This is a genomic window from Enterobacter sp. Taxon_8 (assembly GCF_058354585.1).
In genome coordinates this window covers 596818-613598 of record NZ_CM177989.1, presented here as the reverse complement: position 1 = coordinate 613598, position 16781 = coordinate 596818, and the positions used below count along the sequence as shown (strand labels likewise).

19 protein-coding genes are annotated in these 16781 nt (G+C 55.8%); 15 read left to right on the top strand and 4 right to left on the bottom strand.

Going from position 1 to position 16781, the window contains the following annotated elements; genetic code table 11:
• Positions 1-27 precede the first annotated feature (27 nt).
• The 3 genes from AC4IBF_RS02965 (at position 28) to sstT (ending at position 3706) form a co-directional block, all read left to right on the top strand.
• Positions 28-1026, top strand: coding sequence for a Gfo/Idh/MocA family protein (locus AC4IBF_RS02965; protein ID WP_047072913.1), 999 nt, complete (start codon positions 28-30; stop codon positions 1024-1026).
• A 251-nt stretch (positions 1027-1277) separates the two neighbouring features.
• Entirely contained in the window at positions 1278-2246 is a 969-nt protein-coding gene (locus tag AC4IBF_RS02960; RefSeq protein WP_023309283.1) for a TerC family protein, read from the top strand.
• A gap of 218 nt (positions 2247-2464) precedes the next feature.
• On the top strand, positions 2465-3706 hold the full coding sequence (gene sstT / locus AC4IBF_RS02955; protein ID WP_115876320.1) for a serine/threonine transporter SstT: 1242 nt from the start codon (positions 2465-2467) through the stop codon (positions 3704-3706).
• A gap of 93 nt (positions 3707-3799) precedes the next feature.
• On the opposite strand, the gene AC4IBF_RS02950 is transcribed toward sstT, so the two are convergent.
• The gene (locus AC4IBF_RS02950) at positions 3800-5287 is read right to left on the bottom strand and encodes a UxaA family hydrolase (RefSeq protein ID WP_252093489.1); all 1488 of its coding nucleotides are present in this window, start codon (positions 5285-5287) and stop codon (positions 3800-3802) included.
• Positions 5288-5304: 17 nt separating this feature from the next.
• A complete protein-coding gene (gene uxaC / locus AC4IBF_RS02945) occupies positions 5305-6717 on the bottom strand; it encodes a glucuronate isomerase (protein ID WP_491463142.1) in 1413 nt (470 codons plus the stop codon).
• Positions 6718-7192: 475 nt separating this feature from the next.
• On the opposite strand from uxaC, the gene AC4IBF_RS02940 reads away from it, so the two are divergent.
• From AC4IBF_RS02940 to AC4IBF_RS02890, 11 genes are all read left to right on the top strand, one after another.
• Positions 7193-8491: an MFS transporter gene (locus AC4IBF_RS02940; RefSeq protein WP_024906406.1), complete on the top strand. Its 1299-nt coding sequence runs from the start codon at positions 7193-7195 to the stop codon at positions 8489-8491.
• Positions 8492-8606: 115 nt separating this feature from the next.
• Positions 8607-9383, top strand: coding sequence for a transcriptional regulator ExuR (gene exuR, locus AC4IBF_RS02935; RefSeq protein ID WP_023615584.1), 777 nt, complete (start codon positions 8607-8609; stop codon positions 9381-9383).
• Positions 9384-9727: 344 nt separating this feature from the next.
• On the top strand, positions 9728-10390 hold the full coding sequence (yqjA, locus tag AC4IBF_RS02930) for a DedA family general envelope maintenance protein YqjA (RefSeq protein WP_008503144.1): 663 nt from the start codon (positions 9728-9730) through the stop codon (positions 10388-10390).
• Positions 10391-10392: 2 nt separating this feature from the next.
• A complete protein-coding gene (gene mzrA / locus AC4IBF_RS02925; RefSeq protein WP_023344960.1) occupies positions 10393-10776 on the top strand; it encodes an EnvZ/OmpR regulon moderator MzrA in 384 nt (127 codons plus the stop codon).
• A 143-nt stretch (positions 10777-10919) separates the two neighbouring features.
• Positions 10920-11288 (top strand): DUF1090 domain-containing protein, encoded by a 369-nt coding sequence (locus AC4IBF_RS02920; RefSeq protein WP_023309291.1) that lies wholly within the window; start codon positions 10920-10922, stop codon positions 11286-11288.
• A 31-nt stretch (positions 11289-11319) separates the two neighbouring features.
• Positions 11320-11625, top strand: a complete 306-nt coding sequence (locus AC4IBF_RS02915) for an ElaB/YgaM/YqjD family protein (protein WP_008503141.1) — start codon at positions 11320-11322, stop codon at positions 11623-11625.
• A 1-nt stretch (position 11626) separates the two neighbouring features.
• Positions 11627-12025 (top strand): phage holin family protein, encoded by a 399-nt coding sequence (locus tag AC4IBF_RS02910; RefSeq protein WP_014885329.1) that lies wholly within the window; start codon positions 11627-11629, stop codon positions 12023-12025.
• Positions 12022-12318: a YqjK-like family protein gene (locus AC4IBF_RS02905; RefSeq protein ID WP_111964937.1), complete on the top strand. Its 297-nt coding sequence runs from the start codon at positions 12022-12024 to the stop codon at positions 12316-12318. Before AC4IBF_RS02910 ends, AC4IBF_RS02905 begins: the two co-directional genes overlap by 4 nt.
• 207 nt (positions 12319-12525) lie before the next feature.
• Entirely contained in the window at positions 12526-12918 is a 393-nt protein-coding gene (locus AC4IBF_RS02900; protein WP_023309292.1) for a DoxX family protein, read from the top strand.
• A gap of 71 nt (positions 12919-12989) precedes the next feature.
• Entirely contained in the window at positions 12990-13976 is a 987-nt protein-coding gene (locus tag AC4IBF_RS02895) for a glutathione S-transferase family protein (protein ID WP_136195046.1), read from the top strand.
• Between the two features lie 106 nt (positions 13977-14082).
• Positions 14083-14448, top strand: coding sequence for a DUF805 domain-containing protein (locus AC4IBF_RS02890; protein ID WP_023294635.1), 366 nt, complete (start codon positions 14083-14085; stop codon positions 14446-14448).
• Positions 14449-14489: 41 nt separating this feature from the next.
• Here AC4IBF_RS02890 and yhaJ read toward each other — a convergent pair whose 3' ends face one another.
• Complete coding sequence (yhaJ, locus tag AC4IBF_RS02885; RefSeq protein WP_008503135.1) at positions 14490-15392, bottom strand: DNA-binding transcriptional regulator YhaJ; 903 nt, start codon at positions 15390-15392, stop codon at positions 14490-14492.
• Positions 15393-15496: 104 nt separating this feature from the next.
• Between yhaJ and AC4IBF_RS02880 the strand changes: the two genes are divergently transcribed.
• Positions 15497-16198: a pirin family protein gene (locus tag AC4IBF_RS02880; protein WP_252093491.1), complete on the top strand. Its 702-nt coding sequence runs from the start codon at positions 15497-15499 to the stop codon at positions 16196-16198.
• 89 nt (positions 16199-16287) lie between these two features.
• Here the strand turns inward: AC4IBF_RS02880 and AC4IBF_RS02875 are convergent, their stop codons facing one another.
• Entirely contained in the window at positions 16288-16698 is a 411-nt protein-coding gene (locus AC4IBF_RS02875; RefSeq protein WP_133295180.1) for a Spy/CpxP family protein refolding chaperone, read from the bottom strand.
• Positions 16699-16781 lie beyond the last annotated feature (83 nt).

Below are 16781 nucleotides of genomic sequence, written 5' to 3'. Positions count from 1 at the left end.
TCCCCGCTACGGAGTACGTAAACGTCTATGATACGTTTCGCAGTCATTGGAACGAACTGGATCACGCGCCAGTTCGTCGACGCCGCCCACGAAACCGGCAAACTGAAACTTACCGCAGTCTATTCCCGCAGCCTTGAGCAGGCGCAGAGTTTTGCCAACGATTACCTCGTTGAGCATCTCTTCACCTCGCTTGATGAGATGGCGCAAAGCGATGCCATTGACGCGGTCTATATCGCCAGCCCGAACTCCCTGCACTTTCCGCAAACGAAGCTGTTCCTCAGCCATAAAAAGCATGTGATTTGCGAGAAGCCGCTGGCATCAAATATTGAGGAAGTGGAGGCGGCCATTGCGCTTGCCCGCGAAAACCAGGTGGTTCTTTTCGAAGCGTTCAAAACCGCCAGCCTGCCGAATTTCCTGCTGCTGCAGCAGTCCCTGCCGAAAATCGGCAAGGTACGCAAAGCCTTTATTAACTACTGCCAGTACTCGTCGCGCTACCAGCGCTATCTGGACGGCGAGAACCCGAACACCTTTAACCCGGCGTTCTCGAACGGCTCGATAATGGATATCGGATTTTACTGCCTGGCCTCTGCAGTGGCCCTGTGGGGCGAACCGCACGGCGTCACGGCTACCGCCAGCCTGCTGGAGAGCGGCGTGGATGCGCACGGTGTCGCGGTGCTGGACTACGGGGATTTCAGCGTCACGCTGCAGCACTCCAAGGTGAGCGACTCTGTCCTGCCGAGCGAAATTCAGGGCGAAGCGGGCTCGCTGGTCATCGAGAAAATCTCCGAGTGCCAGAAGGTGAGCTTCGTGCCGCGCGGCGGCAAAGCCCAGGAGCTGACGCAGCCTCAGCATATTAACACTATGCTCTATGAGGCAGAGGTCTTCGCCCGTCTGGTGGAAGACAACGAAGTGAATCACCCAGGCCTTGCGGTGAGCCGCACCACGGCGAAGCTGCAAACGGAGATCCGCCGCCAGACCGGCGTGGTATTCCCTGCAGACGGCGTGAGTGCGGAAGTTATCGCGTAAAGCTGTGTAATGAAACGGCGCAGACCATTGACGAAACCAATGGTCTGACATATTTTGTTACCTGCAAAGGGGAGTAACTTCTTCGTCGGTGGATCGTCATTACGATGCGTGCAATACCGCATCCGGTCGCCGGGCAACCTTCGTGGTTGTAAGTGAGACCTTGCCGGAAGGCGAGGTCTATGCATAAAAAGCTAACGGCTATCGTCTTCTGACCATGGCCGTTTTTGTTTTTTATGTGTAAGGAAAATAGTATGCATTCTGTCGGCACTCCCATGTTGTGGGGCGGATTCGCGGTTGTCGTGCTCATCATGCTGGCGATCGACCTCTTTTTGCAGGGACGTCGCGGCGCGCACGGCATGACCATGAAACAGGCCGCCGCCTGGTCGCTGGTGTGGGTCACCCTCTCTCTGCTCTTCTGCGCCGCCTTCTGGTGGTACCTGGCCTCGACCGAAGGCCGCGCGGTTGCCGACCCTCAGGCGCTTGCCTTCCTCACCGGCTATCTGATTGAAAAAGCCCTGGCGGTTGATAACGTCTTCGTCTGGCTGATGCTGTTCAGCTACTTCGCCGTACCTGCGGCTCTGCAGCGTCGCGTGCTGGTGTACGGCGTGCTGGGCGCAATTATCCTGCGTACCATCATGATCTTCGCTGGCAGCTGGCTGATTACCCAGTTCGAGTGGCTGCTGTACGTCTTCGGCGCGTTCCTGCTGTTCACCGGGGTCAAAATGGCGCTGGCGAAAGAGGACGGCTCTGCGATTGGCGATCGCCCGCTGGTGAAGTGGATCCGCGGCCATCTGCGCATGACCGACAAGATCGAGAGCGAGCACTTCTTCGTGCGCAAGAACGGCCTGCTGTTTGCCACCCCGCTGCTGCTGGTGCTGATTCTGGTTGAGCTGAGCGACGTGATTTTCGCCGTGGACAGCATTCCGGCGATCTTCGCGGTAACCACCGACCCGTTCATCGTCCTGACCTCTAACCTTTTCGCCATTCTCGGCCTGCGTGCCATGTATTTCCTGCTGGCAGGCGCGGCGGAGCGTTTCTCCATGCTGAAGTACGGCCTGTCGGTGATTCTGGTGTTTATCGGTATCAAAATGCTAATCGTCGATTTCTACCATATCCCGATCGCTATTTCGCTCGGCGTGGTATTTGGCATTCTGATCGTGACGCTAATTATCAATACCTGGGTTAACCGCCAGCACGATAAGAAGCAGCAGGTGGAGTAATCCCCTCACCCCGGCCCTCTCCCACAGGGAGAGGGTGAACACACTTTTGTAACGCAGTAGTTAAAAAATATGATGCAACACGTAAAATCCAGCATTTTACGCTTCCCTCCTTTGGCACATTCCCTATACTCGACCAGGCAAACATTTACTTACATCCGGACATAAATGTGACTAAGAGCACATCCGGGATGGAACGCAATTTCACTCAGGAAATATGTATGAGCATACAATCAAGCGGTCTGTTCGCGCGCCTGGCGCAGGGCAGCCTCGTTAAACAAATTCTGGTCGGGCTGGTGCTGGGTATTCTGCTGGCGATGGTGTCAAAACCTGCCGCGGAAGCCACGGGGCTGCTCGGGACGCTGTTCGTAGGTGCACTGAAAGCCGTCGCGCCGGTACTGGTTCTGATGCTGGTCATGGCGTCAATTGCCAACCACCAGCACGGACAAAAAACCAACATTCGCCCCATTCTGTTCCTTTATCTGCTGGGAACCTTCTCGGCTGCCTTAACGGCCGTGGTGTTTAGCTTCCTGTTCCCGTCCACGCTGCACCTGACCAGCGCGGCCGGTGATATCACGCCGCCGTCCGGCATTGTCGAAGTCCTGCGGGGCCTGCTGATGAGCATGGTCTCTAACCCCATCACCGCGCTGATGAGCGGAAACTACATTGGCATCCTGGTCTGGGCGATTGGTCTGGGCTTCGCGCTGCGCCACGGCAACGAGACCACGAAAAACCTGGTCAACGATTTGTCCAACGCCGTGACCTTTATGGTGAAGCTGGTGATTCGCTTTGCGCCAGTCGGTATTTTCGGGCTGGTCTCCTCCACGCTGGCAACTACCGGTTTTGACGCACTGTGGGGTTACGCGCAGCTGCTGGTTGTGCTGGTCGGCTGTATGCTGCTGGTGGCGCTGGTGATCAACCCGCTGCTGGTGTTCTGGCAGATCCGCCGCAACCCGTATCCGCTCGTGCTGACCTGCCTGCGCGAAAGCGGCGTAACCGCCTTCTTCACCCGCAGCTCGGCGGCGAACATTCCGGTTAACATGGCGCTGGCGGAGAAGCTGAACCTGGACCGCGACACCTATTCCGTTTCGATCCCGCTGGGTGCAACCGTGAATATGGCGGGTGCGGCAATCACCATTACTGTGCTGACCCTGGCGGCGGTGCATACGCTGGGCATTCCGGTGGATCTGCCAACCGCGCTGCTGTTGAGCGTCGTGGCGTCGCTGTGTGCCTGTGGCGCATCGGGCGTGGCGGGCGGTTCCCTGCTGCTGATCCCGCTGGCGTGTAATATGTTCGGTATCCCGAACGAAATCGCCATGCAGGTGGTAGCCGTCGGCTTTATCATCGGCGTGCTGCAGGACTCCTGCGAAACCGCGCTTAACTCCTCTACCGACGTGCTGTTTACCGCAGCGGCCTGTCAGGCGGAAGACGCGCGTTTAGCGAAGAACGCCCTGCGAGGTTAACAGCAAAACGGCAACCCTGAGGTTGCCGTTTTTAGTGTTTGTACCCTCTCCTGTGGGAGAGAGTCAGGGTGAGGGCACCAGCCCGCTCCCTATTTAAAGCGTCACACCACTCTTAAAGATCGCCAGCTCGCGGAAGTCATTCTTCTCGTTACAGGTTTGCTTGCCGCTGGCAATTTCCACGATGACATCAACAAATTCATCGAGCAGCTGCGGCATCGCCTTGCCGTGGATCAGCTGGCCCGCGTCAAAGTCGATCCAGTGTTTTTTCTTCGCCGCCAGCTCGCTGTTGGTGGCAATTTTCACCGTCGGCACAAAACCGCCGTACGGCGTACCGCGACCGGTGCTGAACAGCACCATATGGCAGCCGGCGCCCGCCAGCGCGCTGGTGGCGACCGCATCGTTACCCGGTGCGCTCAGCAGGTTCAGACCGTGTGTTTTCAGGCGCTCGCCGTAGCGCAGCACGTCAACCACCTGGCTCGCGCCCGCTTTCTGGGTGCAGCCGAGGGATTTCTCTTCCAGCGTGGTGATCCCGCCCGCTTTGTTACCCGGTGACGGGTTCTCGTAAATGGGCTGATTGTGGGCGATGAAATACTGTTTGAAGTCGTTCACCATGGTGACGGTCTTCTCAAACGTCTCTTCGTCGCGGCAGTGGCTCATCAGAATACGTTCCGCACCGAACATCTCCGGCACTTCGGTCAGCACAGTGGTGCCGCCGTTGGCAATAACGTAATCCGAGAAGCGACCCAGCATCGGGTTGGCAGTGATGCCGGACAGGCCGTCAGACCCGCCGCACTCCAGACCAAACTTCAGCTCGCTCAGCTTACCCGGCTCGCGCTTGTCGTGGCGCATCACGTTATACAGCTGATGAAGCTGCTCAACGCCCGCTTCCACTTCGTCGTCCTGATGCTGACACACCATAAAATGCACGCGCTCAGGATCGAACTCACCGAGCGTCTCGCGGAAGGCGTCCACCTGATTGTTCTCGCAGCCCAGGCCGATCACCAGCACCGCCCCCGCGTTCGGGTGGCGCACCATGTTTTGCAGCATGGTGCGGGTATTGATGTGGTCGTCACCCAGCTGGGAGCAACCGTAGGTGTGGCTGAACAGATGTACCCCGTCAGTGCCTTCGGCACTGTTGGTCTCTTTCAGAAAACGCGTCTGGATCTGACGCGCGATGCCGTTGACGCAGCCGACGGTCGGGAGGATCCACAGCTCGTTGCGGATCCCCACCTCACCGTTAGCGCGACGGTAGATCTGTACTTCACGATCTGCCGCCTGACGCTCTTCCGCGGGTAAATCAGGTTGATAGCTGTACTCGTCCAGATCGCTCAGATTGGTGCGCGTATTGTGAGAATGAATATGTTCACCCGGCTCGATATCCGCTAACGCATGCCCAATCGGAAGACCGTACTTAATGATGTTGTCCCCTTTGGCGAGAGGCTTCACGGCAAACTTGTGTCCGCGAGCAATCGCCTGACGCAGGGTGACGCTCTGGTTATCAACGGTCACCACGTCGCCTTCATCGAGATCCGTCAGCGCGACGGCCACGTTATCCAGCGAATGGATTTTGATGTATTGCATATCAACCTCAAACGGCCCTAGTTCAGTTCAATGGCGAAGTAGTCACGCGCATTGTTAAAGCAGATGTTTTTCACCATTTCGCCCAGCAGCTGGATATCCGCTGGCGCTTCGCCTGCGTGCACCCAGCGGCCAATCATCTGGCACAGAATGCGGCGGAAATATTCATGACGGGTATAGGACAGGAAGCTGCGGCTGTCGGTCAGCATGCCGACAAAGCGGCTTAGCAGGCCAAGCTGCGCCAGCTGCGTCATCTGACGTTCCATACCGTCTTTCTGATCGTTGAACCACCAGCCGGAGCCGAACTGCATCTTGCCCGGCATCCCTTCGCCCTGGAAGTTGCCGACCATGGTACCCAGCACTTCGTTATCGCGCGGGTTCAGGCAGTACAGGATGGTTTTAGGCAGCAGATTTTGTTCGTTCTGTTTGCTCAGAAGTTTGGACAGCTCTTCTGCCAGCGGACGGTCGTTGATGGAGTCGAAGCCTACATCCGCACCAAGCAGCTTAAACTGGCGCTGGTTGTTATTGCGCAGCGCACCGATATGGTACTGCTGTACCCAGCCGCGACGCGCGTATTCCGCACCGAGGAACACCAGTACCGCCGTTTTGAACTGCGCCACTTCGTGCTCGCTAAGCGATTCACCGGAGAGACGACGTGCCAGAATGCTGTCCAGCTCGGCCTCGTTTGATTCTGCAAACAGCACCACGTCCAGCGCGTGGTCAGAGACTTTACAGCCGTGCGCCGCGAAGTGATCCAGACGTTTGGTCAGCGCGGTTTGCAGGTCGCTGAAACGACGGATGTCGGTATCGGACACTTCCGCCAGCTTCGCCATGTAGTCGGCGAAGGTAGCCTGCTCAATGTTGAAGGCTTTGTCCGGGCGCCAGCTTGGCAGCACTTTGATATCAAAAGAGGTGTCTTTGGCGATAACCGCATGATGCTCCAGAGAGTCAATCGGATCGTCGGTGGTGCCCACCATCTTCACGTTCATCTGCTTCATGATGCCGCGCGCGGAGAAGTTATCCTGCGCCAGCAGGGCGTTGCAGCGCTCCCAGATTTCATCGGCGGTCGTTGGGGAGAGAAGTTTGCCGGTGATGCCAAACGGACGGCGAAGCTCAAGGTGCGTCCAGTGGTAAAGCGGGTTGCCGATGGTGTGCGGAACAGTCGCCGCCCAGGCGTCAAACTTCTCGCGGTCGGTCGCATCGCCGGTACACAGGCGCTCAGCCACGCCGTTGGTGCGCATGGCGCGCCATTTGTAGTGGTCACCCTTCAGCCAGATGTCATACAGGTTTTTGAAGCGATAATTTTCGGCAACCTGCTGCGGCGGTAAATGGCAGTGGTAGTCGAAAATCGGCTGGTCTTTTGCGTAGTCGTGGTACAGGCGGCGAGCAAATTCGGTATCTAACAGAAAATCGTCGGTCATAAACGGCGTCATTATCGTCTTCCTCATTACGGGAGCGCAGAAAGCGTATGTTCATATGCTGCAAAGTTATCACACCAATTTCCACCAGCCGACGTTTTTTTCGTGAGTGAGATCAATAAACGTCAACAAATAAATTACCCTCAATGGAGTAAACCCTTCTACAAGCCGCATCATTACTGGCTTTGCGCTCAGCAATTAATGTCCCCACAAAGAATCATACATTTGTGATGTCACTCACCTTTTAAAGTTGTATGACAAGTTATCTTTTCGCCGTCGCAAACTATAAGCCGACGGAATGCATTCCTGGTGTCAGATACACCAGATTTAACGGTACGGATACCGACTTATGCACGCTTACTTATGGCAAGGTTCGGGCCGTTCCGGGACATGCTCCCGGCTGCGCCCCTCCCGTTACACAACTGCTCCCGGAAACGGTCGAGAGGTTGCCGCGTTCTGGCGCGGAAATAACATAACGATGAGGTTTTAGATGCGTAAAATTAAAGGGTTACGTTGGTATATGATCGCACTGGTGACGTTAGGCACCGTGCTGGGCTACCTGACGCGTAACACCGTGGCAGCAGCAGCGCCAACGTTGATGGAAGAGCTGCATATCTCCACGCAGCAATACTCCTACATCATTGCCGCCTATTCCGCGGCTTATACCATCATGCAGCCTGTTGCTGGCTATGTGCTGGACATTCTCGGTACCAAAATCGGTTATGCCTTCTTCGCCATCGCCTGGGCGGTGTTCTGCGGAGCCACCGCGCTGGCGGGAAGCTGGGGCGGCCTGGCGCTGGCGCGCGGCGCGGTAGGTGCAGCTGAAGCCGCCATGATCCCCGCAGGGCTGAAAGCCAGCTCCGAGTGGTTCCCGGCAAAAGAGCGTTCCATTGCGGTCGGTTACTTCAACGTCGGCTCGTCCATCGGGGCGATGATTGCACCACCGCTGGTGGTGTGGGCTATCGTGATGCACAGCTGGCAGATGGCGTTCATCATCTCTGGCGTGCTGAGCTTTGCGTGGGCCATGGCGTGGCTGATTTTCTATAAACATCCGCGCGATCAGAAAAAATTGTCTGAAGAAGAACGCGAGTACATCATTGGTGGTCAGGAAGCGCAGCATCAGACCAACAACGGCAAAAAAATGACCGTCTGGCAGATCCTGGGTACCCGTCAGTTCTGGGGTATCGCCCTGCCGCGTTTCCTGGCCGAGCCGGCATGGGGGACCTTCAACGCGTGGATCCCCCTGTTCATGTTTAAAGTCTACGGCTTTAACCTGAAAGAGATCGCGATGTTCGCCTGGATGCCGATGCTGTTCGCTGACCTGGGCTGTATCGTGGGCGGATACCTGCCACCGCTGTTCCAGCGCTGGTTTGGGGTGAACCTGATTGTTTCCCGTAAAATGGTAGTGACCATGGGCGCACTGCTGATGATTGGCCCGGGCATGATCGGCCTGTTCACCAGCCCGTATGTGGCCATCGCCCTGCTGTGCATCGGCGGATTTGCTCACCAGTCCCTGTCCGGCGCGCTGATTACGCTCTCCTCTGACGTCTTTGGCCGTAACGAAGTGGCCACCGCCAACGGCCTGACAGGGATGGCCGCCTGGACCGCGAGTACGATGTTTGCGCTGGTGGTCGGCGCACTGGCGGATACCATCGGCTTCAGCCCGCTGTTCGCCGTGCTGGCTATTTTCGACCTGCTGGGCGCGGTGGTGATCTGGACGGTGCTGAAAAGCAAATCGGCAGAAGAGCTGGCGAAAGAGTCCCTCGGGAAACCGGCGACACAGAGTTAGCGAAAATGCGTTTCACCGAAGCCGCCTCCGGGCGGCTTTTTTAATGGCAAAATCTGGAGAGTGGCACGCAAAAGTGGTATAACAAATCATCTGCCGTACCCTGCCTGGAGCGCATATGGAAATCACCGAACCACGTCGTTTATATCAACAACTTGCTGCCGAGCTGAAAGATCGCATCGAGCAAGGAGTCTATCTTGTCGGTGATAAACTTCCCGCCGAGCGCTTCATTGCGGATGAAAAAAGCGTCAGTCGCACCGTGGTGCGCGAAGCCATCATCATGCTGGAAGTGGAAGGCTACGTTGAGGTACGCAAAGGCTCCGGCATTCACGTGATTTCTAATCTGCCGAAACACTCTCCCGTCGCGGACGAAAGTCTGGAATTCGCCAGCTACGGTCCGTTTGAGCTGCTCCAGGCTCGCCAACTGATCGAAAGCAATATTGCTGAGTTTGCGGCGACGCAGGTGACCAAGCAGGACATCATGAAGCTGATGGAAATCCAGGAGAATGCCCGTAAGGAAAAATGTTTCCGCGATTCAGAGTGGGATCTGCAGTTTCACGTCCAGGTCGCCCTGGCAACCCAAAATACGGCGCTGGCGGCAATTGTTGAGAAAATGTGGACTCAGCGCGTTCATAACCCGTACTGGAAGAAACTGCACGACCATATCGATTCCCGTACCGTCGACAACTGGTGTGACGATCACGATCAAATCCTTAAGGCGCTGATTCGTAAAGATCCCCATGCCGCTAAGCTGGCGATGTGGCAACATCTGGAAAACACCAAGCAGATGCTGTTCAATGAAACCAGCGACGACTTCGAATTTAACGCTGACCGCTATCTTTTCGCCGATAATCCCGTTGTTCATCTCGATACGGCCCCCAGTGCCGCAAAATAGATGACCTTCCCGCTGGCAGGCGCCTCGCTGCGCCTTCTGGCTCCAGTGGGTAAGCAAAACATATATAGTGTCAGCCTTTGTAAATCCCCTCGCTCACTTCCTGGGCTTACGCCAAAATCAACTCACGCCTGCAAATTCTGTGACGCAGAACGTTGGGCTTTGTTACAATTGGATTCACTTCGTTATTTTGTAAGTTAGTGCTTGCTAACCAGCCAATTAACAGGGAAACGTGTTGGCCACACCGCAATGTGTCCGCGAGCGACCATAATGAAATCATAGCAATGTCGCCGTGCTGTTTGCCCCGGATAACAGGCGTGACGTTAACCGATTTCCAGGAACACTGAATGGAACTTTTGACCCAACTACTGCATGCCCTTTGGGCGCAGGATTTTGAAACGCTGGCCAACCCTTCCATGATTGGCATGCTCTATTTCGTCTTGTTTATGATCCTGTTCCTTGAGAACGGTTTGCTGCCTGCTGCCTTCCTGCCTGGTGACAGTTTGCTGGTGCTCGTCGGCGTGCTGTGTGCCAAAGGGGCGATGGCGTTTCCGCAAACTATTTTATTACTGACCGTCGCGGCCAGCCTCGGCTGCTGGGTGAGCTACATCCAGGGTAGATGGCTGGGCAATACCCGGATCGTCCAGAACTGGCTCTCGCACCTGCCTGCACATTATCATCAGCGGGCGCACCACCTTTTCCATAAGCACGGGCTTTCCGCGCTGCTGATTGGCCGCTTTATCGCGTTTGTACGTACGCTGTTGCCGACCATTGCCGGTCTGTCGGGGCTGAGCAGCGCCCGCTTCCAGTTCTTTAACTGGATGAGCGGTCTGTTATGGGTGCTTATTCTGACAACGCTCGGCTATGCGTTGGGTAAAACGCCGGTGTTTATGAAATATGAAGACCAGCTGATGTCCTGCCTGATGCTGCTGCCTGTGGTTCTGCTGGTCTTCGGCCTGATCGGCTCTCTGGTCGTGCTGTGGAAAAAGAAATACGGAGCCAGAGGCTAACGATGGCTATCTCACCGCTTGCCCTGCGCCGTTTTGCCTGCGCCGTGATGACACTGGTGGTGCTCAGCGCCATGCTGCTGGCATGGAGCGCGCTTTCGCACCAGGAATCCACGCTTGCCATTCGCCCGGTGAACCAGGGTGCCAGCGTGCCTGACGGTTTTTCTGTCTGGCACCATCTGGATGCGAACGGGATCCGCTTTAAAAGCATCACTCCGCAGGACGACGTTTTACTGATCAAGTTTGATTCCCGTGCGCAAAGTGCCGCCGCGAAAGTGGTTCTCGACCGTACGCTGCCGCACGGGTATATCATTGCCCAGCAGGAAGATGAGAGCCAGCCTGCAGCCTGGCTCTCGTTGATTCGCGATACGTCGCATCGGTTTGGATAACTTCCAGGATTCCGAATCTTTTCACTCACTTTGGTGAATCCCCCGTTTACTTACTATGCTTAAGTACGCGGAGCACCCCTCGACTGTACTCCGCATAACTTTGGATAGCGGCTTACGCCGCAACACAATGGAAGGTTTCGATAATGAAATTCCGCATGACTCTGGCTCTGGCCCTTTTTTCTTTAAGCACAGCATCCTTCGCAAACTCTCTTTGTCAGGAGAAAGAACAGGATATTCAGCGTGAGATCGGTTATGCCGAAAAGCATAACAATCAGCACCGTGTTGACGGTCTTAAAAAAGCGCTGAGCGAAGTGAAAGCGAACTGTTCAGACAGCAAGCTTCGTGCCGACCACAAGAAGAAAATCGCTGAACAGAAGGACGAGATAGCCGAGCGCCGTCGCGACCTGCAGGAAGCGAAAGAGAAAGGGGATGCGGAAAAAATTGCTAAGCGCGAGAAGAAGTTGAAAGAAGCGCAGGACGACCTGAAAGCGCTGGAAGCTCGCGATTATTGAGTTAACGGAAATCTCAACAGGAGAAAGAATCATGTCAAAAGATACGACGTCTGAACATCTGCGCGCTGAACTGAAATCCCTGGCCGATACCCTTGAAGAGGTGCTGAACTCCTCTGCTGACAAGTCAAAAGAAGAGGTCAGCAAGCTGCGCAGCAAGGCGGAGCAGGCCCTGAAAGAGAGCCGCTACCGCCTGGGTGAAACCGGTGATGCACTGGCGAAACAGACCCGCGAAGCGGCTGCCCGCGCGGACGAATACGTGCGTGATAATCCATGGACGGGTGTAGGAATTGGTGCCGCAGTGGGTGTGGTACTGGGTGTCCTTCTGACGCGTCGTTGATATGGAAGATCCTCGTCACGCACAAGGGCCTGCTAACAACGTCCTCGGCATCGGCCAGCGTATTTTAACAACGCTGGTCGGGATTGCCGAAACGCGCGTCCGGCTGGCAGTGGTTGAGCTGGAAGAGGAGAAAGCCAACCTCTTCCAGATGCTGCTGATGCTCGGACTGACCATGCTCTTCGCCGCGTTTGGTCTGATGAGTCTGATGGTGTTAATCATCTGGGCCATTGACCCGCAGTATCGTCTTAACGCCATGATTGCCACCACCGTCGTTCTGCTGGTAGCAGCGTTGATTGGCGGTATCTGGACGCTGCGTAAAGCGCGTAAGTCCACGTTCCTGCGCCATACGCGTCAGGAGCTGGCTAACGACCGCGCCCTGCTGGAGGATGACAAGCCGTGAGTGGTAAAGCCGAACGTCAAAAGCGAAAAGCGTACCTGCTAAGCCAGATCCAGCAGCAACGGCTGGATCTGTCGGCCAGCCGTCGCGACTGGATTGACGCGACGCGACGGTTTGACCGAGGCTGGAACACCTTCCTGAGCCTGCGTTCATGGGCGCTGGTCGGCAGCAGCGTGATGGCTATCTGGACGGTTCGTCATCCAAATATGCTCATCCGCTGGGCGCGCCGTGGGTTTGGTGCCTGGAGCGCCTGGCGTCTGGTGAAAGCAACGTTGCGGCAGCAGCAATTACGCTAGCCTTATCGCCGGGTGGCGTAGCCGCCACCCGGCAAAATCCTCCCCCTCCCTTACTCAATATCTTTGAAGAAGATTGACAGTTTTCCTTGCTAACAATTGCCACCCGCCCCGTTTATTATCCTCTCCATCGACAGCAACGACGCGGTATCTACCCGGAATTGCAGACAAATGACGTTCAGCCGCTGATGTGGTTTCCTGGAGAGTAAAATGAAAAAATTAGAAGATGTTGGTGTACTGGTAGCGCGTATTCTGATGCCAATTCTGTTCATCGTGGCAGGTTGGGGAAAAATCACCGGTTATGCGGGTACCCAGCAGTATATGGAAGCCATGGGCGTTCCGGGATTCCTGTTGCCACTGACCATTCTTCTTGAGTTCGGCGGCGGCCTGGCAGTCCTGTTCGGCTTCCTGACCCGCACTACCGCGCTGTTTACCGCAGGCTTCACCGTGCTGACGGCTTTCATCTTCCACAGCAACTTTGCGGAAGGCGTGAACTCTCTGATGTTCATGAAAAACCTGACCATCGCGGGTGGCTTCCTGCTGCTGGCCGTCACTGGCCCGGGCGCATACAGCATCGACCGCGTTCTGAATAAGAAATGGTAAGCACGCTATACTGAATGAACTCAAAGCGAGGAGACATCTCCTCGCTTTTGCTATCTGACGGAGGAGAAAAAATGGGACAACTCGTAGACGGCGTATGGCAGGATGTCTGGTATGACACCAAATCCACCGGAGGTCGCTTCAAGCGCTCAGTTTCGGCCTTCCGTAACTGGCTGACCGCCGACGGTGCCCCCGGCCCGAGCGGCGAAGGCGGCTTCGCGGCTGAGAAAGACCGTTATCATCTTTATGTTTCCCTTGCCTGCCCGTGGGCGCACCGCACGCTAATTGTGCGCAAGCTCAAAGGTCTCGAATCCTTAATTCCGGTTTCAGTCGTCAACCCGTTGATGCTGGAAAACGGCTGGACGTTCGACAGTGATTTCCCTGCGGCAACCGGCGACGAACTGTATCACCACGATTTCCTGTACCAGCTCTATCTGCACGCCGATCCGCACTACACCGGGCGCGTGACCGTGCCTGTGCTGTGGGACAAGAAAAACCAGACGATTGTCAGCAATGAGTCTGCGGAAATCATCCGCATGTTCAATACCGCATTTGATGCGCACGGCGCTCGTGCCGGAGATTATTACCCGGTTGAACTGCGCGATAAGATTGACGAGCTGAACGGCTGGATTTACGACAACGTCAACAACGGTGTCTACAAGGCCGGTTTCGCCACCAGCCAGGAAGCGTATGACGAAGCGGTCGGGAAGGTGTTTGAATCACTGGAACGCCTGGAACAGATCCTGGGCCAGCATCGCTACCTGACGGGCGATCGCCTGACGGAAGCGGACATTCGCCTGTGGACCACGCTGGTTCGCTTTGATCCGGTCTATGTCACCCACTTTAAGTGCGATAAACACCGCATCAGCGACTACCTGAACCTGTATGGTTTCCTGCGCGACATCTACCAGATGCCGGGTATCGCCGAGACGGTCGACTTCGATCATATTCGCACCCACTATTTCCGCAGCCACAAGACCATCAACCCGACGGGTATTATCTCCATCGGCCCGTGGCAGAACCTGGATGAACCGCACGGGCGCGACGTCCGATTTGGATAAATATTAAGGGCATCAATAGATGCCCTTTTTTAATTCACAATCTCCATCTATCCTTACTTTGATTGCTTAGAAAACAAGTGATTGACCGATTATTGAGGCAAGGAAAATGGACTGGTATCTGAAAGTACTGCGCAACTACATTGGATTTGGTGGCCGCGCCCGCCGCAAAGAGTACTGGATGTTCGTTCTGGTGAACTTCATCCTCATCATGGTGCTGGGTATTGTGGATAAAATTCTTGGCTGGGAGCGGGCTGGCGGTGAAGGCGTGCTGACCACCATTTATGGCCTGTTAGTCCTGCTGCCATCGTGGGCGGTACTGTTCCGTCGGCTGCACGATACCGATCGTTCGGCGTGGTGGTTATTGCTGCTGTTAATCCCGATCGTGGGCTGGATCGTGATTTTGATTTTCAACTGTCAAAGCGGGACGCCGGGCGAAAACCGCTTTGGTCCCGATCCTAAGATCGGCGCGTAAATTACTGCCCGGTGGCGCTTACGTTTACCGGGCCTGTACGCTTATTTGTTGTGGTGCGCAAAGAGCTTTGGAATTTCTCGCAGGCACCACGATTTGGCTTCGCCCATGCTGTCGCGACGCCACGCCATAATGATATCCACTTCGCTGGTGTACTCCGGGCTCACAACCCGCAGTCGTCCTTCCGCAATATCTTTTTCCACAAACGGGTACGGCATCGTCGCCACGCCCAGACCGGCCAGCAGCGCCTGCCGTTTGTCCTCCAGCGAGGTCACCGTCAGACGAGGCTGTTTATCCAGCAGCTGCACCGTCAGCACCGGACGCTCGCGCGCGGTATCCGCTACCGCTACGCCGCGATACTTCACTCGTGTGACTTCAGAGAGCGGCTCGGGCTCCTGATGAATCGGATGGTTGGGGGCGGCAACATAAACGTTCATCACACTGTAGAGCTTGCGCGAGTTGATTTCTGAAGATGAGCGGAAGTGCATGTCCGGCGCAATAACGATATCTGCCCTGCCCGTCTCCAGACGTTCCCACGCCCCTGCCAGCACCTCGGTGATGATGGACAGCTGCGTATTGGCCTTCGCCGCCAGGCGGTCCACCAGCGGGAACAGCGCTTCGGTCGGCACCAGCGCTTCGGTCACGAGCGTGAGATGGGTTTCCCAGCCGCGCGCCAGCGCTTCGGCGTCTGTCGTCAGCTTGTCCGCTGCTTCCAGCAGTACGCGGCCGCGCTCCAGCAGCATTCGGCCCACGTTGGTGAATTTTGTTCGATGACCGGAGCGGTCAAAAAGCACCACGTCCAGCTCTTCTTCCAGCTTCTGCATGGTGTAGCTCAGCGCAGACGGAACGCGCCCCAGTTCATCGGCCGCCGCCGCAAAACTGCCGCGCCGGTCAATCGCGTCCATGACGCGAAGCGCCTCAAGCGTCAATGCTCTCTCTTTAGCCATCTCGTTCTCATTCAGGAAATTTGAACATACCGGGCAGAATATCTGGCTAACAATGAAGCGTCCATACCTTTACCATTGTTTTAGTGTAAAGAGAGGTCAAGTTTATGATTACGACAAGAACAGCTAAACAGTGCGGACAAGCCGATTTCGGTTGGCTGCAGGCCCGCTACACCTTTTCCTTTGGACACTACTTTGACCCTAAACTCCTCGGTTACGCTTCACTGCGCGTGCTGAACCAGGAAGTGCTCGCCCCGGGCGCCTCCTTCCAGCCGCGTACGTACCCGAAAGTCGATATCCTGAACCTGATCCTGGAAGGCGAGGCAGAATACCGCGATAGCGAGGGCAATCATATCCAGGCAAAGGCTGGCGAAGCGTTGTTAATTTCCACGCAGCCGGGCATCAGCTACAGCGAGCATAACCTCAGCAAAGATAAAACGCTGACCCGCATGCAGCTGTGGCTCGACGCCTGCCCTGAGCGGGAAAATCCGCTGGTACAGAAGTTAGATTTAACGGGCGATAAGCAGCAGCTGATTGCATCGCCGGACGGCAGTACAGGTAGCCTGCAGCTGCGCCAGCAGGTGTGGCTGCATCATATCGAACTGAAGAAAGGTGAACAGGCGAGCTTCCAGCTTCACGGTCCGCGCGCCTATCTACAGTCTATTCACGGTACGGTGCATGCGGTGACGCACACGGAAGAAAAAGAAGCCCTCACCTGCGGCGACGGGGCGTTTATTCGTGATGAAGCGAATATCACGCTGGTGGCAGATACTCCGCTGCGCGCGCTGCTGATTGATTTGCCGGTTTAGAGAATGCCCTCACGTTAACCCTCTCCCAACGGGAGAGGGAACCGCTCGAGCCTCGGCAGAATTATCCGGCGCCGTACGCAACGACGAAATCACTCTGCCAGCGCGTTGGCCATATCAGTTCTAATCTGTTTACGCTGTTCCGGCGTTAATACCTGGCTGACGTCGAAGTAATATTTCACGCGGTAATAACGGGTCTGCTCTTCAATTTTGCTAAAGGCGGCAAGCTGGCTTTTGACCGTGCTTTCGTCCCATTTACCCGCCTGGAACATGTCGACCAGCGCGCCGTCCTTTACGCCCGTCATCGGGATCTTGCTGACATTTTGTTCCAGCTGCTTATGCAGATCTTCAATCTTCTTAACCTGCTCATTGCTGAGCTTCAGGTGCTGTACCAGCGGATCCTGCGATGGAGACGGAGCAGCCTCAACGTTCGCGGCCTGTGCCGTAAAACTGCACACTGCCAGCGAGGCGGCGATCAGCGCAATACGGGTCATTTTCATCATCTTACTGTCCTTACATGCTGTGATAGGAAAAGCGGGCATTGTTTTTCAAGAGCGGATGAATATGTGTGAGTAATTATATAAAC